Origin of the sequence: Janthinobacterium sp. SUN073, from assembly GCF_030397665.1 — a bacterium.
Taxonomy (GTDB): Bacteria; Pseudomonadota; Gammaproteobacteria; order Burkholderiales; family Burkholderiaceae_D; genus Janthinobacterium.
The window spans coordinates 459272-481638 of the sequence record NZ_JAPUBT010000004.1; the positions used below are offsets into that span (position 1 = coordinate 459272).

Annotated in this window: 27 protein-coding genes; 10 read left to right on the plus strand and 17 right to left on the minus strand. The window is 62.5% G+C overall.

Features of this window, described 5'->3' with window-relative positions; translation table 11 throughout:
* The first annotated feature begins 104 nt into the window (after positions 1–104).
* Entirely contained in the window at positions 105–332 is a 228-nt protein-coding gene (locus O0882_RS14935) for a protein L (protein ID WP_289949149.1), read from the plus strand.
* Between the two features lie 73 nt (positions 333–405).
* Complete coding sequence (locus O0882_RS14940; protein WP_289949150.1) at positions 406–810, plus strand: hypothetical protein; 405 nt, start codon at positions 406–408, stop codon at positions 808–810.
* Positions 811–869: 59 nt separating this feature from the next.
* Here O0882_RS14940 and O0882_RS14945 read toward each other — a convergent pair whose 3' ends face one another.
* The 7 genes from O0882_RS14945 to O0882_RS14975 form a co-directional block, all read right to left on the minus strand.
* Positions 870–1898 (minus strand): RNA methyltransferase, encoded by a 1029-nt coding sequence (locus O0882_RS14945; protein WP_289949151.1) that lies wholly within the window; start codon positions 1896–1898, stop codon positions 870–872.
* Between the two features lie 64 nt (positions 1899–1962).
* Positions 1963–2304, minus strand: a complete 342-nt coding sequence (locus O0882_RS14950) for a zinc ribbon domain-containing protein YjdM (protein ID WP_099759805.1) — start codon at positions 2302–2304, stop codon at positions 1963–1965.
* A gap of 90 nt (positions 2305–2394) precedes the next feature.
* Positions 2395–3363 carry a CDF family Co(II)/Ni(II) efflux transporter DmeF gene (gene dmeF / locus O0882_RS14955; RefSeq protein WP_289949155.1) on the minus strand — a complete coding sequence of 323 codons (969 nt, stop codon included), beginning with the start codon at positions 3361–3363 and terminating at the stop codon, positions 2395–2397.
* 10 nt (positions 3364–3373) lie between these two features.
* Entirely contained in the window at positions 3374–3649 is a 276-nt protein-coding gene (locus tag O0882_RS14960) for a metal/formaldehyde-sensitive transcriptional repressor (protein ID WP_289949156.1), read from the minus strand.
* A 37-nt stretch (positions 3650–3686) separates the two neighbouring features.
* A complete protein-coding gene (locus O0882_RS14965) occupies positions 3687–4517 on the minus strand; it encodes a TlpA disulfide reductase family protein (protein WP_289949158.1) in 831 nt (276 codons plus the stop codon).
* Between the two features lie 70 nt (positions 4518–4587).
* Positions 4588–5127, minus strand: a complete 540-nt coding sequence (locus tag O0882_RS14970; protein ID WP_289949221.1) for a DUF2325 domain-containing protein — start codon at positions 5125–5127, stop codon at positions 4588–4590.
* Positions 5128–5398: 271 nt separating this feature from the next.
* Positions 5399–6016 (minus strand): hypothetical protein, encoded by a 618-nt coding sequence (locus O0882_RS14975; RefSeq protein WP_289949159.1) that lies wholly within the window; start codon positions 6014–6016, stop codon positions 5399–5401.
* A gap of 276 nt (positions 6017–6292) precedes the next feature.
* Here O0882_RS14975 and O0882_RS14980 point away from each other — a divergent pair, with 276 nt between their 5' ends.
* From O0882_RS14980 to O0882_RS14990, 3 genes are read left to right on the plus strand one after another with little or no spacing between them, the layout of a single operon-like run.
* On the plus strand, positions 6293–7156 hold the full coding sequence (locus O0882_RS14980; RefSeq protein ID WP_289949160.1) for a PoNe immunity protein domain-containing protein: 864 nt from the start codon (positions 6293–6295) through the stop codon (positions 7154–7156).
* A 16-nt stretch (positions 7157–7172) separates the two neighbouring features.
* Positions 7173–8003, plus strand: coding sequence for a PoNe immunity protein domain-containing protein (locus O0882_RS14985; RefSeq protein WP_289949162.1), 831 nt, complete (start codon positions 7173–7175; stop codon positions 8001–8003).
* A complete protein-coding gene (locus O0882_RS14990; protein WP_289949165.1) occupies positions 8000–9115 on the plus strand; it encodes a hypothetical protein in 1116 nt (371 codons plus the stop codon). The genes O0882_RS14985 and O0882_RS14990 overlap by 4 nt, the downstream gene beginning before the upstream one ends.
* Positions 9116–9120: 5 nt before the next feature.
* Here the strand turns inward: O0882_RS14990 and O0882_RS14995 are convergent, their stop codons facing one another.
* The 5 genes from O0882_RS14995 to O0882_RS15015 form a co-directional block, all read right to left on the minus strand.
* Positions 9121–10266: an FAD-dependent oxidoreductase gene (locus O0882_RS14995; RefSeq protein ID WP_289949166.1), complete on the minus strand. Its 1146-nt coding sequence runs from the start codon at positions 10264–10266 to the stop codon at positions 9121–9123.
* On the minus strand, positions 10266–12410 hold the full coding sequence (locus O0882_RS15000) for a LodA/GoxA family CTQ-dependent oxidase (protein ID WP_289949168.1): 2145 nt from the start codon (positions 12408–12410) through the stop codon (positions 10266–10268). Before O0882_RS15000 ends, O0882_RS14995 begins: the two co-directional genes overlap by 1 nt.
* Positions 12411–12467: 57 nt before the next feature.
* The gene (locus O0882_RS15005) at positions 12468–12827 is read right to left on the minus strand and encodes a hypothetical protein (protein WP_289949170.1); all 360 of its coding nucleotides are present in this window, start codon (positions 12825–12827) and stop codon (positions 12468–12470) included.
* Positions 12827–14527: a tyrosinase family protein gene (locus O0882_RS15010; protein ID WP_289949172.1), complete on the minus strand. Its 1701-nt coding sequence runs from the start codon at positions 14525–14527 to the stop codon at positions 12827–12829. Before O0882_RS15010 ends, O0882_RS15005 begins: the two co-directional genes overlap by 1 nt.
* Before the next feature lie 67 nt (positions 14528–14594).
* Positions 14595–16640 (minus strand): multicopper oxidase family protein, encoded by a 2046-nt coding sequence (locus tag O0882_RS15015; protein WP_289949174.1) that lies wholly within the window; start codon positions 16638–16640, stop codon positions 14595–14597.
* A 494-nt stretch (positions 16641–17134) separates the two neighbouring features.
* Between O0882_RS15015 and O0882_RS15020 the strand changes: the two genes are divergently transcribed.
* The 3 genes from O0882_RS15020 (at position 17135) to O0882_RS15030 (ending at position 19178) form a co-directional block, all read left to right on the plus strand.
* A complete protein-coding gene (locus O0882_RS15020; RefSeq protein ID WP_289949176.1) occupies positions 17135–18370 on the plus strand; it encodes a site-specific integrase in 1236 nt (411 codons plus the stop codon).
* Positions 18371–18572: 202 nt separating this feature from the next.
* On the plus strand, positions 18573–18758 hold the full coding sequence (locus tag O0882_RS15025; RefSeq protein WP_289949178.1) for a hypothetical protein: 186 nt from the start codon (positions 18573–18575) through the stop codon (positions 18756–18758).
* Between the two features lie 33 nt (positions 18759–18791).
* Entirely contained in the window at positions 18792–19178 is a 387-nt protein-coding gene (locus O0882_RS15030; RefSeq protein ID WP_289949181.1) for a hypothetical protein, read from the plus strand.
* Between the two features lie 350 nt (positions 19179–19528).
* On the opposite strand, the gene O0882_RS15035 is transcribed toward O0882_RS15030, so the two are convergent.
* The 5 genes from O0882_RS15035 to O0882_RS15055 form a co-directional block, all read right to left on the minus strand.
* Positions 19529–20317, minus strand: a complete 789-nt coding sequence (locus O0882_RS15035; protein ID WP_289949182.1) for a DNA adenine methylase — start codon at positions 20315–20317, stop codon at positions 19529–19531.
* A 116-nt stretch (positions 20318–20433) separates the two neighbouring features.
* Entirely contained in the window at positions 20434–20700 is a 267-nt protein-coding gene (locus O0882_RS15040; RefSeq protein WP_289949184.1) for a hypothetical protein, read from the minus strand.
* The gene (locus O0882_RS15045) at positions 20697–21092 is read right to left on the minus strand and encodes a hypothetical protein (protein WP_289949185.1); all 396 of its coding nucleotides are present in this window, start codon (positions 21090–21092) and stop codon (positions 20697–20699) included. The genes O0882_RS15040 and O0882_RS15045 overlap by 4 nt, the downstream gene beginning before the upstream one ends.
* Complete coding sequence (locus O0882_RS15050) at positions 21089–21526, minus strand: D-Ala-D-Ala carboxypeptidase family metallohydrolase (protein ID WP_289949187.1); 438 nt, start codon at positions 21524–21526, stop codon at positions 21089–21091. Before O0882_RS15050 ends, O0882_RS15045 begins: the two co-directional genes overlap by 4 nt.
* The gene (locus O0882_RS15055; protein WP_227742029.1) at positions 21523–21852 is read right to left on the minus strand and encodes a hypothetical protein; all 330 of its coding nucleotides are present in this window, start codon (positions 21850–21852) and stop codon (positions 21523–21525) included. The genes O0882_RS15050 and O0882_RS15055 overlap by 4 nt, the downstream gene beginning before the upstream one ends.
* A 4-nt stretch (positions 21853–21856) precedes the next feature.
* Here O0882_RS15055 and O0882_RS15060 point away from each other — a divergent pair, with 4 nt between their 5' ends.
* Both O0882_RS15060 and O0882_RS15065 read left to right on the plus strand, forming a co-directional pair.
* The gene (locus O0882_RS15060) at positions 21857–22042 is read left to right on the plus strand and encodes a hypothetical protein (protein ID WP_289949189.1); all 186 of its coding nucleotides are present in this window, start codon (positions 21857–21859) and stop codon (positions 22040–22042) included.
* Between the two features lies 1 nt (position 22043).
* Positions 22044–22367 (plus strand): hypothetical protein (locus O0882_RS15065; RefSeq protein WP_289949191.1); only part of this gene is annotated, 324 nt, incomplete at its 3' end.

Genomic DNA, 22367 nt, shown 5'->3' on the forward strand with positions numbered 1-22367 from the left:
GATCAACATTACAACACAGGGCCGCGCGCGCGCCAAGACACGCGGTCAAGGCCGCACACGATTGTGTGCCAGAATGGGGACATTTCCCACTTACAGATGATTCCATGGCCGACTACAAAAACCCCAGCTACGTGGCCCGCTCCATGCACCCGCGTTTCGATGAACTGACCTCGCCCGGCGAAGCCGTACCGTACTCTGGCATCTACCGCTGCGACGGCTGCGCGCACGAAATCGTGTCGACGGAAGGCCATATCATGCCACCGCAAAACCACCATCAGCACAGCAGCGAGCAAGGTACCATCCGCTGGCGCCTGATCGTCAGCCCGCGCTGATTGACAGGCGCCAGGTGGCGGACGATACTGGATTTATCCGGCATCGCCATTGGAATGTCACTGGAACACCAGCATGCGCATCGTCGATTTTGAAGTCCGCAAGGAGTGTCCGCCGCAGCTGTGCGACTGCGAACGCGAGCGGCTGCTCGACGATCCGCAGGCGGACCTGTCCATCCTGCGCCTGAACCTGACGGAAGAAAAGCGTTTGCTGGCGCACATCGAGGGCATCGCCACGTATGCGCAATTGCAGAAGCTGCAGCTGCTGTTGAAGAGCAACCTGGGCGTGGAATTGAAGATTGCACCGGGCGGCGGCGAAGTGCGCACCGTGCGCGGCTTCCAGATCCGCCTGCAAGAGCAACCGGGCCTGTGCCGCAAGACGCGCGCCGCCATTCCGGCCGCCGTGCGGCGCTGCCTGGCCGCGCATCCCGAGATCGCGTTTGCGATATTGAATGAAAACGATTTGCTGGGTGGGGTGTGAGCCGAGTAGGTCGGATTACGCGGTTCCCGCTAATCCGACCTACGCCGCTGACCCCGGTTTTACGCTGCGTGTATCTCGATCACTTTCCTGCCCTTGGCCTCACGCGCCCGCAACTGCCCGCAGCCGCCCTCCACATCCTGCCCGGCCGAATCGCGCAATTTGGTCAACACGCCGCGCGCGTGCAGGGCGGCGGCGATGGCGCGCGCCTTTTCCCAGCTGGGACGCTTGAACGGCAAGTCGTCGATGGTGTTGTACGGGATCATGTTCAGCACCGCGTACTTGCCCTGCAAGAGCGCCACGATGCCGTCCATCTCGTCCTCGCCATCGTTGATCCCTTCCATCAGGGTCCATTGATACTGCACCGGGTAGCCGGTCAGGCGCGCATACGCTTCGCCAAAGTCCACCAGCTCGCGCGGAGAGAGCCTGGGGGCGCGCGGCAGCAGCTGTTCGCGCAGCTCCGGCTTGGTCGTATGCAGGGACAGCGCCAGCGCCGGCTTGACTCTCCCTTGCGGCAGGCGCTCAAACGCGCGCGGGTCGCCCACCGTGGAAAACACCAGGTTCTTGTGGCCGATATTGCCCTCGGTGCCCAGCAGCTCGATCGCTTCCATCACATTGTTCAGGTTATGCGCCGGTTCGCCCATGCCCATGAAGACGACTTTTTTCACAGGGCGCAGGGTGCGCGCCAGTACCACCTGCGCGACGATTTCGCCGCTGGTGACTTGCCGGATCAAGCCGTCGCGGCCCGTCATGCAGAACTGGCAGCCGACGGCGCAACCGACCTGGCTGGACACGCACAGGCCGTCGCGCGGCAGCAGCACGCTTTCCACCGTCTGGCCATCGTGCAGTCCCACCAGCAGGCGCGCGGAACCGTCCGCGCCCGGATGGCTGCTGAGCAGTGTCAGCATACCCTGCAATTCAAGGTCGAGCGCAGGCAAGTCCTCGCGCACGGGCAGAGGCAAAAAATCCTCGGCGCGGCGCCGGCCCTGGTCGTGCGGCTGCCCCTGGATCCAGTCGCGCAGCACGCGCTGTTCGTGCAGGGGTTTGGCACCCAAGGCGCACAGGCGCTGGCGGATGGTATCGATTTGCATGGATTCTGAATAAAAAAACGGCGCGCAGGAATGAAGCCAGCGCGCCGTGTTACGGGTAAAAGCGTTACACCTTCTTGACGAACTCGGTTTTCAGGCTCATGGAACCGAAGCCGTCGATCTTGCAGTCGATATCATGGTCGCTGTCGACCAGGCGGATGTTCTTGACCTTGGTGCCCATCTTGACGACGCCGCCGCCGCCCTTCAATTTCAAGTCCTTGATGACGCTGACCGTGTCGCCATCCTGCAGGATATTGCCGGCCGAATCGCGGTAAACCTTGGCGCCCTCTTCCGCTGCATCCGCAGCCGTGGCCGACCATTCATGCGCGCACTCAGGGCAGATCAACTGGCTGCCGTCTTCATACGTGAATTCGGATTTGCATTGCGGGCATGGTGGTAATGTGCTCATTTTCTTCTCTGTCTGGTGAACAGCGCGTGCTGTAAAAGCCGACATTATACTGCCTACGCCCCGCATCAGCGTGCTTTTTCACCATCATTGTCAAGGCCGCCGAATAATCTCGATGGTGCTGTGGACAATTTCCTCGTGGATGCCGATGCGCGCGCGCAGTTGGGCCGCTGTCAGCGAGGGATCGCGGCTGACGACGGACAAGGCGCACGAATACAGCTGCTTGCCGACTCGCCACACGTGCAGGTCGACGATGCGCGGCGTGTCGCCGGCGCTTTCCACCTCCACGGCCTCGCGGATTTCGTCCACCACGGGGTGGTCCATCTCGCGGTCCAGCAAGACCTTGCCCGTCTCGTGCATCAGCTTTTTCGCCCACAGCGCCACCAGCACGGCGCCGACGATGCCCATCACGGGATCGAGCCAGCGCCAGCCGTAAGCCCACGCGCCGCCCAGCGCAACGATGGCCAGCACGGACGTGGCGGCGTCGGCCAGCACGTGGATGTAGGCGGCCTTCATGTTCAGGTCTTCTCCATGGTGGTGGCCGTGGTGATCATGATGGTCGTGATGCTCGTGGCCATGGTGGTGATCATGGTCGTGGTGGCCGCCGAGGATCAGCGCGCACACCAGGTTGACAGCCAAGCCGAAAGCCGCCACCGCCATGGCCTGCGGATAGTGGATGGGCTGCGGCAAGAACAGGCGTTCCAGCGAAGCGAACACCATCAGCGCGGCCACGCCCAGCAGCAGGATGGCGCTGGTGTAGCCGGCCAGCACTTCGATCTTCCACGTGCCGAAGGCAAAGCGGGGGTCGCGCGCATAGCGGCGCGCCGCCGCATACGCAAACGCGGCCAGGCCGATGGCCAGCGCGTGCGAACTCATATGCCAGCCATCGGCCAGCAGGGCCATGGAGTTGTACCACCAGCCGGCGACGATTTCCAGCACCATGGTGGCCAGGGTGATCCACATGACGATGCGCGCGCGGCGTTCCGCCTTGTCGCTGGCGCCGCCAAAGACGTGTTCGTGCTGCCAGGCGGACAGGTCTTCCTTGATGGATGGCGTTTGCATGACGATCTCCTTATTTGAGGTAGGTGCGCAGGATGCCCGCGATGTCGTCGGCGCCCCTGGTACGCTCGTCGCTGGCAAGGTCGGGACTGGCCACGTGCTCGCGCAAGTGCTCTTCGATCACTTCGGCCATCAGGCCATTCACGGCGCCGCGCACGGCGGCGATCAGCTGCAGCACTTCGCCGCAGTCGCGGCCCTCTTCCAGGCCCCGCTCCAGGCCTTCCACCTGGCCGCGAATGCGCTTCACGCGATTGAGCAGCCTGGTCTTGTTATGCGCCGTGTGTCCCATGATTCCACCTCGATCAATACTATAGGGGGGTATACTATCAGAGAGAACCGGACGGCGCGATCTTTTGCAGCTTGCTGGCCAGCGAGGCATCGGACAATTCGCCCAGGTGGGTATCGACCAATCGCCCCTGCGCGTCATAAAACAAGGTGGTGGGCAAGGCCGAGGAACCGGCTGCCTTGCCCAGCGCCGCCGCGCTGTCGAGCACCACATTGCGCAGGGTGACGCCGCTGCTGTCCAGGAAGGCACTGGCCGCCGCCGCATCCTCGCGCTGGTTCGCGTACACGAAGACGATATCGGCGCGCGCCTGCTGCGCGGCGGCCAGCACGGGCATCTCGCGCCGGCATGGCGGGCACCAGCTGGCCCACAGGTTGACCACCATGGGTTTACCACCGGCCAGCGTCGCCAGGGTCGTCGGCGCGCCGGCTAGCGTCTGCAGGGCCACGGCCGGCAAGGCCGTCGGCTGCTCATACGCCAGCCCCATCCCTGCGCTCAACACGCCCCAGGCCAGCGCGCCGGACGCCACGCTGATGGCCAGGGGCCGGCGCATGGCCGCCATGGCGGGACGCCGGCAGCGCCACGCGGCGATGGCCAGCGCGGCGGCGATGCCGGCCGGCGCCAGGAAGCCGCCGTCGCGGATATTCAAAATGGACCAGGGCGCCGCGAAGTATTGTTCATGCCAGCGCAGCACGAATGCCAGGCGCGCCGCCAGCAGGCCGGCGATCAGCAGGTCGGAAACGAGGGGGCCGGCGTCGGGCAGCTGGCGGTAGCGCCGCAGCCACCACGCCACGCCGTAGGCGACGCACAGGGAAACGAACAGCAGGACCAGGCCCGTGGGCAAAGCCAGGGGGCCGATTTGCAGGGACAGCATGGGCGCTCTCTATCACGTCGAATGGACGGCCATTGTGGCCCATGCGGATTAAGCATGCATTAATCCGGCGTCAAGAAGCGGCCAGCGCTTCCTTGCGCACGAAATGCATGGCTTGCGGCTGGTCCACCAGCACGCACTGCTTGCCCGTGCGCTTGCAATGGTCATGCACGCGCCAGTAGGCATCGTGGCTGACGCAGCCCGTCTGGCAAATCACCAGGTCGGCCGCCACCAGGCCCGCCTCCAGCGCCGCCACATCGTCGGCGCCATCGTCGCCGCCCGCATGGTGCAGGAAGCGCCCGCCGGCCTGCTCGACGGCCTGCTGCGCCATCAGCGCGCCGTCCGCAGCCTGGCCAGCATCCTGGGTCAAATAGCTGCCCACATACAGCACGGCTTTTTCACGCACGTCGGCCTGCAAGCCTGGCGCGGGCAGCCACTGCAGACGCAGCAACTCGCGCATCAAGTCCTGCACGCGCTCGCCAAGCCACTCGACCTTGCGCGCCAGCCGGGCGCGCGTCGGCAAGCCCGGCACGCTGGCCACCAGCTCGGCCAGTTCGTCGCGCACCAGCGCCAGCCGCGTATCGCGGATCACGACTTGCGCCCGCGCGCGCATCAATTCCGACTCCAGCTGTGCGATGCGCGCCGCCTGCGCGGCCAGTTGCGCACTGCAACGCGCCTGCGCCCGCCCATATTCGCCCATCAGCACGCGATGCTCATGCGCGATCGCGTCCTCGTTGCCATGCCTACTACCCATCATGCCCTCCTTCACCACCCGTGGCGCCATGGCGCCAGCCCATGCTACCCCCCATTGCCCGCATTATAAATGAGAATCATTATTATTTGCGCATGCACATGCGCGCAGCAGGGGTATGCGGTGGCCAGCGTCACGTAGTCGGCGGGCAAGACAGCAGGCGCTGCCAGACGTCATCCTGCACTGCGCGCACATGCCGCAAGCCATCGGGGCCACGATAGATGCCCAGCGTATTCGGCCACGCCATATCGATGAACAACTGCCGTGCCGGATCGATCAGCAGTGACTGGCCCACATAGTTCCCCTTGATCTCGCCCTTGTTCACGGCCAGCAGACGCGCGCCGCCCGCAAGCACACGCTCGTCCAGCGCCACGCCGCTGCGCTCGGCCACATCGCGCAGCCAGCGCTCGCGCCAGCGTGCCTGCTCCTCGAATTGCCCCTTGGGAGGCCGATCCAGCTTGACGACGGCCGCCACGGGACCGCCTATGCCCGCTTGCAGCGAAAAGCCCATGCGTTCCTGCAATTCGACCGTGTAGGCCTCGCCCTTGACGTCGATCTGGTAGCGCCCCGTCCCGTCCTGCAACAGCAGGTCGGCCTGATGATACGCAGGCTTGACGCAATTGGCGTACTGATAAACGAGCACGTCAAGGAACGGGAACGGGAACGGCGGCGCGGCCGGGGTGGATGCCGCCATGGCGGGCGACAGGCTGGCACATAACGCCGCAGCGGCCGCGTATTTCATCTTGCTCATGCTTGCTCCTGTTCACGTAAAAAGACGATGACGGCCGAAAAACACCTGCGGCACGCCATCGAGTCGCTCATATTAACTATTTTGTATATTTCTTTCTGGCACACGATTCAATTGAATCGCGCTTGTTCGATCACTATTTCTAGTGTGTAATCTTGCAAACAAGTTATTACATCAACTGCCGATACGTTTACCTCAGCACAGGGAGTTCCAGGCAATGTCCGCATTTTTCCATGCAAGCGCGTCGTTACGCGTCGATCACGACGGCAGCCAGACAGGATGAACAATCGCCCATTCACCGAGCGCCGCCGCCAGCAATTTCTGGATGAAGAACTGTATGCCAAAACGCGCAACAATCAATTTGCGCTGATTGCAGGAGGACTGGAAAACAAAAAAGTCGCCGACTCAACGCAGGAGAATGCCTCCGTTCATCATTTTTTGTATCTGGAACTGCTCTGGCTCTGGATGCTCGATTACACGGCGGGTGTGTCCATCGATGCGCTGGCGCCGCGCATCGCGGGCATCGTGGATAAGTTTGAAGAATGGAATGCGGTCGATCAACTCTATCAGCAGGATGCGGCGCTTGAGTTTCCAGAGTTTGGCCCCTACGAATATGAGGGAGCACCAGAGTTTTACGTCCTGTCCGACTATCAGGACACCTTGCAACTGCTGAGCATTGCGATCCTGCTGCGCGATCAGCGTTCGGTACTGCGCATCATCCACGTGCTGCGCAGCCACCGTGGCCGCGATGGCCTGTTCGAGCAATTGATCGACGGATATGTGGCGGATGGACTAGCACTCGACGCCTGCATCATCACCAGGCCCTATGACACCCTGCTGCAAGTGTTCTATGAGGAGGATGAGGAAGCTACCTTGGCCCTGCTCCAGAAATACCTGAAACAATGGTATCCGGCCATGAAACATCATCCGCGCTGGTACAACGAGCATCTCAATATCAGCGAGGAAGGCTATGCCGGCTACTATGGCTACTGGGCATTCGAAGCGGGGGCGACGGTTTTCCTGCTCGATCTGGACGATAGCCAGACCGGGCAACTGGTGTACCCCAGGGACCTGGTCGACTATGCGCGACGACTACGCAAAGAAGAGCGCTACACCAGTGAAGTTGCATGGCCGCAGCCATAATCAGCAAGGGACAAGGATGCAGACGCTGAACGAACAGGATTTTTTGGCCAGGCGCAGGGAAGCGCGGCTGTCCTACGCCATCTACCTTGAAAGCAAGGAAAGCCAGGACGAGTGCTACGACATGGTAGAAGCCGGTTTGCAACAGCCGGTGGAGGTGCTGCAACATATTCCACCAGAAAATTTCATGACGGCCACGCGTGAGCGGGCCTGGGATGGCGTCGACCAGCTCGCCCTCGCCTACAGCGCCGGCCACCCGCTCGACGAGTTGCGCGCCGCGTATCCCACGATACTCGGTTACTGGCTGGCGTTTGCCCGGCATGACATGGCATTTGACGCTCAGGCCGGCGCGGCCGAGCAGGGATTTCCCCACTTCGCCCTGCCCGGCGACGGCTACGAGCAGGTCAACCGCATGGTCTGCCTCGGCATTTTGCTGGGCTGGGGCAGTTTGCTGCCCCGGCTGGCGCCCGTCATCGATTTCAACAACCATGAAAAGGATGGCTTGCTGGAGCGGCTGCTGGCCGGCTTCGTTGCCGGCAGAGATACCGCCTGGCCAACGTGCACGCGCCAGTTGCCCTACGTCAATACGCTGGCGATATTCGCGGCACAAAAAGATGCCCGTCCCGCGCTGATGCAGGCTTATCTGCAGCAATGGTATGAGGCCAGCCGCCGCGAGCCCTATTACGACAGTCACCGGCGCGACACGTCGTTCTGGGGCTACTGGTCCTGGGAAGCGGCCGCCATCACCTGCGTGCTCGACATCGACGACAGCAGCTATCGCGGCGCGCCCTTCTATCCGGCCGACCTGGTGGCGTTGTGCCGAAGGCAAGGAAGCGGCCCCGGCGCATGAAAGCTACCAGCACCGCCATCGCCACCGGCATCGCCGTGCTTGCCGGACTCTGTTTTGCCCTGCCCACGCTGTCGCGTGTCGCCACCAATCCCTTTCCGGGCATTTATTCCATCATCGACCCTGTCACCGGCGAGACCAAGGATGTCCTGAAAGTCAAACCGCTGCTGGGCGAGTACGTGGTGCTCGCGCGTTTTACCGGCCACGGACCATGGACAGGCCCCACCTACGCCAAAGTCATGGGCGACAGCGACAGCTATGCGTCGCCACCACTGTTTCAGCAGGGCCGCATGGTCAGCGCGCTATCGCTGGACGAGATCGGCTACCTCTACCACACGCCGGGCAACAGCAACTCGCGCGTCGGCCCGTCCGATACCGGCTATATCAGCAATATCGCGAGCTTCGGCATTACCCCCCTGTTCCACCGGCCGCTCCTGGCAGGCCACGACGAGCGCGGGGAGCGGGGCCGGCACGCGTACACGCCCGGCACCGGTGAGCGCAAGGTATCGGTCAGCACCTTGAACTACAGCCCGCGCATGATTCAGGTGGCCATCAGTTCCGTCGGCAATCCCCACAACGCTGTCGATACCGATCCCCTGAACCCGTACATGAGCAGCGCCGCCAGCTGCTGCCTCTACCTGCCGGCGCAGGCCTCGGCACAGCTAGAGGTCAAGCTCGAATATCGCTGGCTGCCCAAGGGCAGGCCTGAAGTGCTGGCCATGACCTTGCCAGCCAACAGCGACGCCGACGAACTGCTGATACTGGTGCGGGCGGATGGCACAATGAGCGTGGAATTTCGCCCCCCCGGCAAGGACCTGGATCTGACGCCTGAGGGCGTCAAATCCATCCATGGCAAGCCCTATCCGCTGCCACCGGCCGCCGAGCGCAAGGCGCGCCTGGCTGCGGAACTGGTGCGAAGAAAACGCTTTTTGAACGATATTTCCAGGCTACGGGACAAGGCCGCCGGGGAATCTGGCGACGTGGCATATCAGCTGCGCTATCTGATCGAGGAGTACGAGAAAACCATCACCTATCTGGAAGCGTTTTCCGCATGCACAGGCAGCCTGGCGACGTGCGACAAGCAAGCCACGGCAGCGGCCCGCGCGCCAGAGTAGCGGTATCAGGCCGGCGCCTGCGCGCCCGCGTGCAACTGGCGCCAGAACGGCGCGGCGGGCCAGCGCTGCTCCCAGCCATAGTATTGCTGGCGCTGCGCCAGGTACTGCGCATGGCGCAGCGCCACCGTGTGCGCCACCGCGCCCAGGGTCGCGTGGCCGGCGATGGCGCCAGCGGCCGCCATGCCATTGGCGAGCGCCTTGACGATGCCTTGCGAGGTGACGGGATCGAAGGCCGAAGCGGCGTCGCCGATGGCCAGCCAGCCTTCGCCATGCAGATGGTCGAGGCAGTAGGACGGCGCGGGGAAACTCTGCACGCCGCCGGCCAGCGGCACCGCGCCGCGGGCCAGCGCGGCCGTGTTGGGCGCGGCCGCCAGCCATGCCAGCCAGTGGCCTGATTGCTGCAAGCGCCGCGCCTTGACGGTGGCGGCATCGCTGTAGAACGCCAGCAGCAAGGTGGCATCGGGCAGATGGGCGCCATACCACCAGCCATGTTCGACCGCCTCCAGGTGCGTGAGGCCGGAGCGGGTGCCAGCTGGCGCGGCGAAGCGCATGGCCAGGCATACCAGCGGCAGCGTTTCGACCTTGCGGCTGCCGCGCTGGCGTGCGAAGACGGCGCGCGTGCCGCTGGCGTCGACCACCAGATCGGCATGCATAGTGGCCTGGCGCGGGTGTGCCGGATCGCCCAGCATCAATTCCAGGGCAAAGCCGCCGCCTTGTGCCGGGGCCGACGCGGCCAGGCTGGCGCGCTCAAGCACCTCCGTCCCGCGCAAGCGCGCCTGCCGCGCCAGGAAGCCATTGAAGCGGGAACGCTCCAGATGCCAGCCATGGCCCAGCGGATGCATCAGCGCATCGTTGTAGCCGCGCTTGTCGCTGCCCCACCAGGAACAGCTGCCATGGCAAGGCGCGTGCCCCTCGGCGAAGAACTCCTGCGCAATGCCCAGCGCCTGGAACAGGGGGTTGGCTTCGGGCGGAATGCTCTCGCCGATGCGAAACGGCGTGTAGTCGCCCGCCTCGATGACGAGCACGTCGTGCACGCCATGCCGGGCCAGCGCCAGCGCGCAGGCACAGCCGGCCGGGCCGCCGCCGATGATGGCGACCCGGTAGCGCTGCCGCGATGGCGCTGCCGCTACGGAGCGTTCTGCCGCCGCCATCAGGGCTTCGGCTTCGGCCGGTACACCTTGTCGATGGCCGTGTTGCGCCAATATTCGACCAGATTGCTTTCATCGCTGTCGAACAGGCTCTCGACTTCCAGGTAGTAATCGTGGCAGATGTTCTGGTTGCCCTGCGCCTGCGGGATGGCCGTGCTTTGCACCACCACCCCGATACGCTGCCAGTTCAGCAGGAACTGCGCGCGATCCTGATAGCGCCCCACATGCATGGCCGGCCGGTCGATTTCCGCATCGGCGGGCGTGGTCGATGGGACGTCATCGGCCCGCGTACCCTTGCCCCGCACGGAAAAGCGCGGCGTCGGCAAAGCCGTGCCGCTGGCCACCACGTCGTCGTAGGTGTAGACGGCCACGGGCCGCTGCGCCGGCCAGGACGAGTACAGCAAGGTATTGATGCCATTGCCAGGGGTCGCCGTGGCCGCGTCAATCGCGTCCTGATTATTCAGCAGCTGGCGCTCGGGCGGCGCTTCCGGCAAATGCGTGGCGCACGAGTTGTAATCCGTATGCCACGGCAAGGCCATGAACTTGGACAGGTCGCCCGGCTGCACCGCCTCGCCGCGCAGCGGCGTGTAGCCGCCCGTCAGAAAAGGTGCATTCCTGTGCGCCTTGCGGTAATCGAGCCGCTCGCGGTTGATGCGGAACGGTCCGCCGCTGTCGTGGCGCTGCCATGCCTGCTGATACAGCCCGGGGTCGCGCACGATAAAACTCATTTCGATACCGGGACTGTAACGGCCGCCCAGGCAGTTGAACAGCACCGTGCGGTCCAGCGCCTCGCCGGGGCCCGGCACGGCATCGCTGACAGCCGGCACATAGTGCTCATGCGCCCACTGCTTCATGAAAAAATACTGCGCGCGCGTCAGCGTCAGCAGGCCGCTGCCCGCGTCACCGAGCGACAAGGGCATTTGCGGCGTCGCCGTCGCCAGCTCCGGCTGGTCCGGATCGCGGATGAAGTTCATGATGCGGTAGCCCTTCAAGCCGTCGGCCGCCATCTTGCCCAACCGGTCGTGCTCCTTGATCGCGCGCGGCGGCAGGCTGGTGGTCCACTTCTGCAGCGCGGCGGCGCGCAGGATCGGCTGCACATCGGTGCTGAAATCGCAGCGGTAGCCGGCCTGGTAACTGCCCTGCGCATAAATGGCGGGACGCAGCGCCATCTTTTCCAGCCAGGTGCAATACAGGTCGTCCCACAACGACACCACGCTGGCCGTTTGCGGCGCATACGACGGGTCGCTGGAGATCACCCAGGCGCTGCCCTCGACGGCGCGGCTGCTGCCGTCGGCGAACACCAGGCTGGCCGTGACGGGACCATCGGCCACGTCATCGAACCAGTGATCGTTGTTGACATTGTCGCCCAGGCTGGCACTGGCCGAATAATTGCCTTGCGCATCGAAGCCGCACGCCTTGCCATAGCCACCCAGCACCAGCAGGCGGCCATTGTTTTCCGTCGTGATGGCGCCCAGGGAGGCGATGATGGCGCCAGGGCCATCCGCGCCAGGCGGCCCGCCACGCGGAAACGACACGGGATAGTCGGGCAAGGCGCATACGGCGCCGCTGGCGGCATCCACGCAGGACGGCTCGGTGGCGGCGTCAAACTGCAGCAGCGCCTGGCGCGATGCCAGTAGCGTGCGCGGCCCCGCGTCGATGATCAGCAGTGCGCGGCGCTGCAGCTCATCGCCGATGAAGTTCTTGTTGCGCAAGTCTGGCGCGCGGCCATGTTCAAAGGGGGCGACGCCGTCGCCGCCCAGCCAGCTATTCGCTTTCTTGTTGGCCAGGTGCACGGTCCACACGATGTCCTGGACGCGCTTGCCATCGACCATGCTGCCGATGGCCACTTCGACCGGCGTGCCCTGCTTGCCGAGCGGGTACGTTTCAGTGCCCGCCGCGTCATCGAAAGCATATTGAAAAATCCGGAAACGGGCCGCCTGCCGCTTGAGTTTCCCGCTGCCGTCGCGCAGTTCGGTGCTGAGGATGGTGGTGTCTTCCGTGCCCGGGCGGATCGGCAAGCCTCCCGTGCAGGTCTTGCCGGGCAACTCCATGCCCGCCATGCTTTCCGGGCCCAGATAATATTCTTCGCTGTTGCCGACACGGGCGATGCCGATGGCCGGATGGATTCTTAACGCGGTGTATGCCATGCTGAACTCCTGGTAATCGAAGATGTCCGTGCCGCCAGGCACGCGAGGCTGCTGGACTTACGGCTGCATGCCGTCCCGGACCCACTGGTCGAAGATGTCGATGCCTTCCTGCGGCATCGGCCCGTCGGGCGGCATGGGATGGGGCGCGGACTGCACATACTCGCCCGCCTTGCCGTCCCGTTTTGGCAGCCGCTGCGCCGCGCCTACCCGCCACGTCCCGCTCGCGCCGTCATAGTCGTAGCCATGCAGGGCCACCTGGATCTGGTAATAAAAATCCTTCACGCTCGCATACTCGTTCAGGCGCAGCAGGCGCACGCCCGAGGACGAGGGGTTGTTCAGCTTGACCTTGTTCATATCGGCGACATATTTGGAAAACAGGCCTTGCACATCGCGCTTGAAGCTTTTTGGCACGCTCATCATTTCACTCCTTCATAGCTGGGCCTGGAAGGCGAGCGGCGATCGACGATGGCGACCGACGGTTTGGAGAAATCGCTTTGCCGGATCAGGCCGCGCCCCTTGTCATTGGTGGTAATGGCCGTCGTGATGCGCCAGGTCTGGCCGCGCTTTTTGGGCACCAGGCTGTCGACGATGCCGGTGATATCGACGTCGATGGCGTAAGCCTTGTGCGCATGCGTGCCGGACAAGGCCCAGTGGCTGGTGCTGGTGATCAGGTAACGGTCGCGAAACTGCTTGTCGCCGAGCCGCGCGGCCACGTTCGCAGGGTGCAGATACACATCGGCCTGGAAACTGTAGTCTTCCATGGCATGGGCGCGATCCAGGTGCAAGTTGGCGCGCTTGTCCCTGGCAACCGGCGCCCTGGCGATGGTATAGCTGCCGCTCAGGACAATGTCGGGCCGGGCGACCGTGCCATCGCTGGCCTCATCGCTCAACAGGGCGGCGAACAGGCTTTTCTGGTTGTCGCCAAAGGCGAAACCGGCCTGCTGACGCTGGTCGATCAGCACTTGCAAGTCCTTTTTCCGCACGAACTCGCCGCCATAGGTGGGCTGGAAGCCATACCCTTGCCTGATGGTGTCGAAGTAAATCCCGGCCTGCCCCATGTTCGCCGTATAGCTGCCCGAATCGCTGCGCTGGGGATCGCCATCGCCCGCATTCCAGCCGACGGGCCTGGCCAGGCCGGCATCCTGTTCGCTGCGCAGGAAGGTGCTGCGGCCATTGCCCCGGATGCCGCTGTCGCCATGCTCGTCCAGCCATTTTTCAAAACTGTAATCGAGAAAATTATGGAAAGCGTAAAACAGCGGGTCCAGCCCTGCCGTGATGTTGTCGCCCATGTTGCCGCCCATGTAAAAGGCGTGCATGTGATTGTGGATGCGCGTTTCCAGGTTGCCACCGCCGCCGCTGCCATACTCGTCGCCGCCGAAATCGTTCCAGTCCATGTAATAGATCTGGTAGCCCAGCAAGTTCGGCGAAGCGGTGGCCATGGAACTGTCGAGGCTGCCCTTGATGCGGGTCGAGTCATACAACGGCGAATCGACGTCCTCGAAGGCTTTCGGATAGCGCACGCCGCTGGGCTTGCGGGTGAAATTCCAGTACGGCAGCGCGACATTGCGCGTGCTGGGGCCCCGTTCGCCGTTCGGGTCGGCGGCCTGCAAGGCTTGCTCATAGAAATACAGCTGCGCCCGGTGCCATTGCAGGAAGGTATTTTTCTGGTGTTCGCACTCGCCCGGGAATTCCAGATGGGAATTTTCCTGCGTCGGCGGCTGGTCGAGGAAATAGGCGACATCGCAACTGTTGCGCGACGGGTCGCTCAGCAGCCACTTCAAGCCCTCACCAGGCAGGGATGCCTGGCGGTCATTGAACACATCGACGGACGGACAGTTGTGCACCCAGGCTTGCCACAAAAAGCCGCGCCGGTCATACACGTTCTCCTGGCTCTTGCGTTTCATCTCGCTCACCGCATGCTTGAATGCATCAAGCTCGGCAGAAGTAAGCTCATCGATATTCTTGCGGTAGCGCACGATGCGCGCGCCGCCCTGCTCCGCCTGGGCCAGCAAGGCGGGGCTGCAACGGGCGACAGCCAGCGCGCCCGTGTCGGCATGGGCGCCGGCGCACGCCAGGCCAGCCAGCAGGGAAAAGGTCAAGGTTTTCACGCGTAACATGGGCAGATGCTCCAGAGACAGGTTGGGAGGGGCGCAAGCGCGGCAGGCGCGCTTGCGCCAGGAACGATCAGTGGCCGTGTCCGCCCAAGTCACCACCGCCCTTGCCATCCGGCAGCACCACCTTGACGTTTTGCATCATGCCCTGGTCTTCATGCTCGAGGATGTGGCAATGCAGCACGTATTCGCCGATGTAGCGCTGATAACGCGTGGCAATCTCGATCTTGTGGCCCTGCATCACCAGCAAGGTGTCTTTCCACGTGCCGATCAGATCCTTGTACTGCGCATCGACCGTGCCACCGTCGGTACGGGTGATGCCGATGATCTGGAAGGGATTGACGTGGATATGGAAGGGATGGTTGCCATTCTTCGAAGCGAGCTCCCACATCTGCTCGGTGCCCAGCACCAGCGTGTGGTCGACGCGGTGCGGATCATAGACGTACTTCATCTCGGGTGTCGGCGCGTCTTCCGGCTTGCCTTCCACCATGAAACGGGTCTTGCCGTCCACCTTGGCAATATTGAAGGTCGCGTACTCTTTCGTCTTGCCGCGCATCGCCTCCTTTGCCGCCTCGCTGAAGCTGGCATGCGGGACGAACTTGCCAAGCTTGAGGCCATCGTTCAGGTCGCCGAGGATGGTGCTCTTGACGCTCTCGGGCAACTGGGCGCCGGGCAGGCTCTTGACGGCATTGCGCAACTCGGCCAGCAGGAAGTCGCGCGGCGACTCGCCCGCCCTGGCGCGGGCCGATGCCCTGGCGTTGGTCTTGGCGGCGATCACGCCGATCAGGCGCGTGTTGTTGACGTCATGCATGGTCGTCATATTGTTGACGTTGGTTTCCGCATACACGCAATAGGCGCCCGCTTTCGGCAGCGAAAACAGGATATCGCTGCGGTAGCCCGGTTGCAGGTAATTGAGCGTCTTCGGGATGATCCTGTCGTGCGTCAAGCCGTCGCTGGCCACCTCGAACTGCGTGACGTCCTCGCCATCGCACAACGCCATCACGTCCTTGTCCTGGTTGGCCACGCTGAGCGCCTGGAACAGCTTTTGCGGATCATTCGCGCGGCGGATGCGCAGCACCACGGTTGCCTGGAAACCCGTGTCGATCATGCGCCAGCGGTACAGGCGCTGCGTCTTCATCTTCAGCACCGGCTGCACCTTGCCGTTGACGGAGGTATAGCGGCCCGACTTCAGCCAGGCATTCGGATCTTCGACCTGATCGAAATCCTCCAGCACGCCCACCGCATCCTTTTCGCACGGCTTGGCCGGCGTCAGGCTGTTGCTGGGGCAGTCATAGGGAATTTGCTGCAGCAGCATCACCTCTCCGGCACTGCCGCTGCCATCATCGGGCTGGAATTGTTTCAGCACGACGTCGAGGTCGCCATTCGCCGTGGCCGTCGGATAACGCTCGCCTTCCACCACCAGCGCCCCGGCCATGCCGCTGGCGACCTGCATCGCCGTCGCGCCATGCTGGTGCGGGTGATACCAGAACGTGCCGGCCGGATGGTCGATGGGAATATTGTATTCATACTCGAAATCCACACCAGGCTTGATCGATATCAGCACGTTGTCGCTATTGCCCGAAGGCGACACCCACAGGCCGTGCGAATGCAGATTGGTGTCGTTGAAGCAGCCGCGCGGGCGCGCCGCATTGATATCGGTGGTCGCGCACTGCTCGGCCGGCAGCGGCTTCAAGCGATTATGCAGCTTGAAGCGCACGGTCTGCCCCGGCGCCATCACCACGGTGGGCGCCATGAAGGTGGCGGCATGCTCGTCGCGCCCATCGAGCGCCAGGCCGTCCGTTTGCTGGTAGGAGCGCAGGCGCACCTTGTCATGCTTGGCCGTGGTCGGGTTGTAAATGCTGCCGTTGGCATAGCGGATGTACATGTCATACGACTTTTCAAACTCGTCGCGCCTGCTCGCCGCGCGGTTGGCAGGCCTGGCGCGCGCCTTCAGTTTCGGCGGCTCCTGCAGCAGCCGCAGCTCGACGTTGGGCACGGCCTTCAGATTCAGGTCGAGATTCAGATTGACGTTGGTTTCCGCAGCGAAGGCGCTACTGCAGGCAAACGGCATGGCGGCCAGGCACAGCAGCGCATACCTGCGGGGAAGACGAGAGGACATGACAACTCCTTGATTGGACTCGGCAATGGAAGCATGGCTGGGCATGCGTATTTTTTTATTGGTAACATTGCTATTATCCATAATGACAAAGAGTCAATACTCACACTAAGTCACTTGTTGTTTTTTGAATTTGGGATGAGGTGGAAGGGGAGCTGGCCGCCAGTGCCTGAAGTGAGGGGACGGCGTTGGCCGCTGCGTGGCCAACGTGCCGCGCGGAGCGCGGTGGTTGGGCGATTCGGAGAGGGCTGGGCCGTGCCGGCCCAGCCCTTCGAATCCCACCGTTCCGTCCAGACAAATAAAAAAGCCTCCCGCAGGGGAGGCTTTTTTATTTGATTCTGGCGGAGACGGTGTCCGCCAAAGTGATGTTCGCAAAACGTCGCTTGATGCCTCTACGCCCTTGAATTCATGCGTTATTTTTGCCAATTAGTCCGCTTGGCGTCGCTTGAGTACGGTAGAATCCGCACTCTATGTGTGGGTAGGAATGGGGGTAGGAGATGGCGCGGACGGTTGAAAAATTGACGGCATTGACAGTGAGTCGGGCAAAAACGCCTGGGTATTTTGGCGATGGTGCAGGTCTGTACTTGCAGGTATCGAAGACAGGCACCAAGAGCTGGATCTTCCGCTATACGCGCGAGCGCAAGCAGCGCGAGATGGGCCTTGGCGCCGTGCACACTGTAACCCTGGCCGAGGCGCGTGGCAAGGCGCGGGATTGCCGGGCACTGCTGCTGGAAGGGAAAGACCCACTGGAAACGCGTGCTGCAGACAAACTGACCGATGCGCTGGATCGCGCTCGGGCAATCACGTTCAACCAATGCGCCAGCGCCTACATCGCCGCGCACCGTGGCAGCTGGAAAAACGTCAAGCACGCGGAGCAGTGGGAAAACACGCTGGCGACCTACGCCGCGCCCTTTATCGGAGACTTACCCGTGGCCGCCGTCGACACCGGCCTGGTCGTCAAGGTGCTGAGTCCCATCTGGCAGGAAAAGACGGAGACGGCCACCAGGTTGCGCGGCCGTATCGAGAGCATTCTGGACTGGGCGACCGTCAGCAAGTACCGCATGGGCGAAAATCCGGCAAGATGGCGCGGCCACCTGGATAACCTGCTGGCGGATCCCAGCAAGCTTGGGAGGGTGAAGCACCACCCTGCCCTGCCGTGGCAGGACGTGGGCGGGTTCGTGAAAGAGCTGCGCCAGCGCGAAGGCATGTCGGCGCGCGCCGTGGAATTTGCGATCCTCACTGCGGCCCGGTCGGGCGAGGTCCGGGGAGCGGTGTGGGAGGAAATAGACCTGGACTGCGCACTGTGGACCATACCGGCGGTTCGGATGAAGGCCGGCCGGGAGCACCGCATCCCACTGTCAGCCGAGGCGATCACGCTGCTTAAGAAAATGCCGCGCGTAGAGAAGCATGTTTTCCCAGGGAGCAAAAAGGCCACGCCCCTATCCGATATGAGCCTGACGGCCGTGCTGCGCAGAATGGATCGGCACGATATCACCGTGCACGGCTTCCGGTCGACGTTCCGCGACTGGTGCTCGGAATCGGTTGCAAACTCGTTCCCGCGCGAGGTTTGCGAGCATGCGCTGGCGCACAGCTTGCCGGATAAAGTCGAGGCAGCGTATCGCCGCGGCGATCTGCTGGAGAAGCGCATTTTGCTGATGCAGGTGTGGGCAAACTTTTGCGCCACGGTGCCGGCTGCGGCAACGGTAACGCCAATCCGGGGCGTAGCGGCGTAACTTATGCTGCATGAATATGCGGACGAGAAGCGGGCAGCGTAGTGTTAGACGAATGGCTGACAACGACGCTTGATTAAAATCATTATCCATTCACTATTAGTGTAATTTAGCAATTTACTAAGCGCAGTATTAGGTAATCCTATACAATTACTACTAACCAATAAATTCTCAGTCTCCTACGATTTTTTAAGAGGGGGAAATCATGAAAAATAAAATGTCAAAACTCACATTCGTGCGCCTCTGCTTGTCCGGCGCGATTGCTGGTGCAGCTCTTTTCGGTGTTCTGGCTCCAATTTTTGGAGTTGACTCAAGCGCTGCAAAAGAAGTGGTAAGTGGAGTCGCTGGCGCTAGCGCTGTTGTGGCTATCAAGTTCGCCCATCTCATCTAAGTTTTGTTTCAATTCGACGGGAATCCAGTTGATATGGCGACCATTGGTGTCGCCATAGCTAGCTGCATGGTGCGCCCGATTCGCCGTGCGATTCGGAAAACTGGTTCATGCTTCACAGTGAACAACATCATTCTGGACTTCTTGAATGGAACAGTTCTTGTGCCTTTTTGCCTCTTGATCGGCGCAACTTTTTCGACCGCAATTTTTGAAGAGGCACTAAAATCTAACAGGCTATTTTTGACTGTTGGCGGTTTCATTGGCCTAATTTTTGTTGTCCGTGAATTTATTAATGGCGATGCATCGCAGCATGCTGTACCTGCGTCCAGTGGCAACCCTGTAGTGGCACTTCCAATTGCGAAGAGCAAGGCCGCGAACTCACCCAATCGCGCGCCAAAGGCAAAATCATCACGCCGTCGCTAGCCTCGATTTTCAGCTGGTCGAATTCGTAGGCCGGACGCTGCGGCACCGCCTTTACACATGGTGTAAAGATGGAAATATCGACGACCTACTCTGCCGTTCCATTTCCCCGCACAAACGCCTGGTACGCCCGCCCCGTCGCGGCCACCTCTTCCTTCTGCAAGATCAAGGCTTGAATATCTCGCGCCACTGCGTCAAGAAGTAACCCGCCGGCGTGATCGGCCGCAGCGCCTCCTCCGTCGCCACCGGCATCGACCGGCGCGGCAGGTCCAGCACCTGCACAGAAGGCGGTCTTGCGCATGCGCTCAGCATCAGGCCGAGCGCAAACGCCGTAGACTTTCGTTCATTGCTGTTTAGAATAGCCCGGCCGGCTCAGCCGCCCTATCCCAGCTGTAAATAATCAACTCCTTACGCTCGACTCCCTTGCCACCTCCGCCCACGTTGTACTGGATACCGGTTGTATCCATCTGGAAGCGCGCAAACACACGCCGGATGTCCGGATGGTCATTCAGGCTCAAGATGGCCTTACCTTTCAGCCGGGCCATCAACTCGGCCATCTTCTCGTACTGGGCAAATTCAAATTCCACGCCATACCCGGCCGTCTCCCAGTATGGCGGGTCCAGGTAAAACAGTGTGTGCGGCCGGTCGTAGCGCTCCATGCACTTGTACCAGTCCAGATTTTCGATGTAGGCGCCGGACAGGCGCAGGTGCGCTGCTGACAGGTTCTCCTCGATGCGCAGCAAGTTGATTGGCGGCGCGGTGGTCGCCGTGCCCCAACTCTGACCGTCGACCTTACCGCCGAAGGCCTGCTGCTGCAGGTAGAAGAAACGGGCCGCGCGCTGTAGGTCCGTTAGGGTGTGCGGTGGCGTGTCCTGCAGCCACTTGAACACCTCGCGGCTCGACAGCGCCCATTTGAATTGGCGCACGAATTCCTCCAGGTGGCACTTCACGACGCGATACAGGTTGATCAGCTCGCCGTTGACGTCATTCAGCACCTCGACCTCGGCCGGCGGCCGCATGAAGTAAAGCGCGGCGCCGCCGGCGAAAACCTCGACGTAGCAGGTATGTGGCGGAAATTGCGGGATGATGCGGTCGGCCAGGCGTCGTTTGCCGCCGATCCAGGGGATGATGGGAAAAGCCAAAATGTGAACCTCCTAATGTTAGAGTCGAATTACCTTCCCGAGGTAGCACGAGCCTACTTGGTTCATTGGCCTGGCCAGCGTGCCGAGGCTGATTGCCGCTGTTGATGCAGCGACAATCAGCGCTCTGCTTTTTCATCTGGCTGAATGCAGCCCGCAATTACTGCTTCCAGTTCCACTTCATACTTTCGGCCGCGCGGCCAGTCCCGCGCCAGCGCCAGGACGATCTCGCCATCCGTAGCCGCTGGCGTCAGCTGGTCGAACTCATAGGCCGGCCGCTGCGGCACCAACTTTACACATGGTGTAAAGACGGGAACTTCGACCCGCTGCGGCGCCAGCGGTGCGCTGCCGCAGCCGGCCAGCACCAATGCAAGCATCCATTTCATCGCACGCCCTCCAGCAGCAGCCTGACGGCCGGCATAGCTTCGTCGCAGGTATTGGCGCGCGCGCCCGCGATCTGCGCCAGGGCAGCGTCATACTTCTTGCCCTTGGCAGCGGCGGCCGCCTGCGCCGCCGCACCGCGCTCCTGCGCCGCCAGGGTTGCCTTGGCCATGCCATCGATGGCGCGGTTTTGCTCGCCGATCGACGCGCGCAACACAGCGCTGACGCGCTGCTCCTGCACCAGCGCAGCACGCGCGGCATCACGGTCGCCGGCGGCCAGCCACCAGCCCGTGCCGGTGGAGCTGGCCACCAGCAGCAGCGCGGCGGCCAGTACGATGGCAGCCGCCTTCCAGATGCCGCTGACGGCGCCAGCCGCCAGCGTGCCCAGGGCGCTCATGCGATGCCCGCCACGTAGCTGACGCCACCGCCAGCAAACTTGGCCGTCAGGACCTGGCGGCGTGGCGCGCCCGTCGACAAGCCAATATGCACCCACGTTCCCTCGTAGATCAGCTGGTCGAAGGCGATATCGCTTTGCCGGATCAGCAGGGTCAGCGCCTTGGGCGTCAGCTTGGCCGTGCTGATATCGGCAGCCAGGCCCAGCACGTGGGCGCTATTGGCCGCGCCGCCCACGGCCTTGTTGAGGGCGGGCGAGCGGTAGCCGCTGGAAATGGCGATGGGCGCGCCCACCAGCGCGCGCACCTGCTCGATCAGCGCAGCCAGGCGCGTGAGGTTAGCAACGATGGCGGGCGCCGGGGCGTTATCGATGCCCTTGCGGGTGGCCACCTGCGAGGCGACCAGTTCGGCCAGGCTGAAATGTGGGCTCAGGTTCACAGGCCACCCCGCACGTCCTTGACGACGGCGGCCGCATCGCGCGCCAGCTCGCCGATGTCCTTGTCGCGGCGCTTGTCGAACCAGCGCACCGTGGCGCCCAGCACCCACCAGGCGGGCAAGCCAGCGGCCACCATCAGCGGCGCAGCGATGAACAGGAAGCCCAGCGCCGGGTCGCTGCCGTACAGCACCGCGACGGCGCGCGCGCTGTCGAACAGGCCAGGCATCCAGTTGCGCACGACCACGACCAGGGCCGGGCCCATCAGGGCGGAAAAGAGAATGGTGACGAAGAAGCGCACGCCCGCTTCCTTGGCAGTTTTTGGCCACATAAACATGAATCCCAGTGAGGTTGCGGCAGCGCCGGCCAGGACCGGGATGCCGAAAATTTTAATCAGTGCGCCGCCAGCGGCGGTTGTTTCGATGGCCATGAATGCCTTTCAGGTGGTGGAAATGAAAAAACCCGCCGAAGCGGGTTTGTGGTGGAGTGGTATTGTTAACAATTTTTATGCGGAGCAATAAAATGGACTACCCGTCTCTTCAACCATTTCCCCCTCAAATAGCCACATTGGTGGGCGAAATAGAGTCCGTCATCGGAAAACCGATTGAGATACGAACGAGGGACGCGGCTTACAATCCGCTGATGGCTCCAGAGGAACTGGCAATGTGCGACTGCCACATGATTAATGGGTCAATGAACGTTTCCATTTTATTGCCAAACGAGAAGTCGACTCCAATGCACACTTTGTTTCATGAGCTACTGCATGCGCATCGAAACGTATGCCTATCCATTCCCCGCTTGACACCGATCAAAGATAGTGCGGCAGGATTTAGATTGACATCCTCC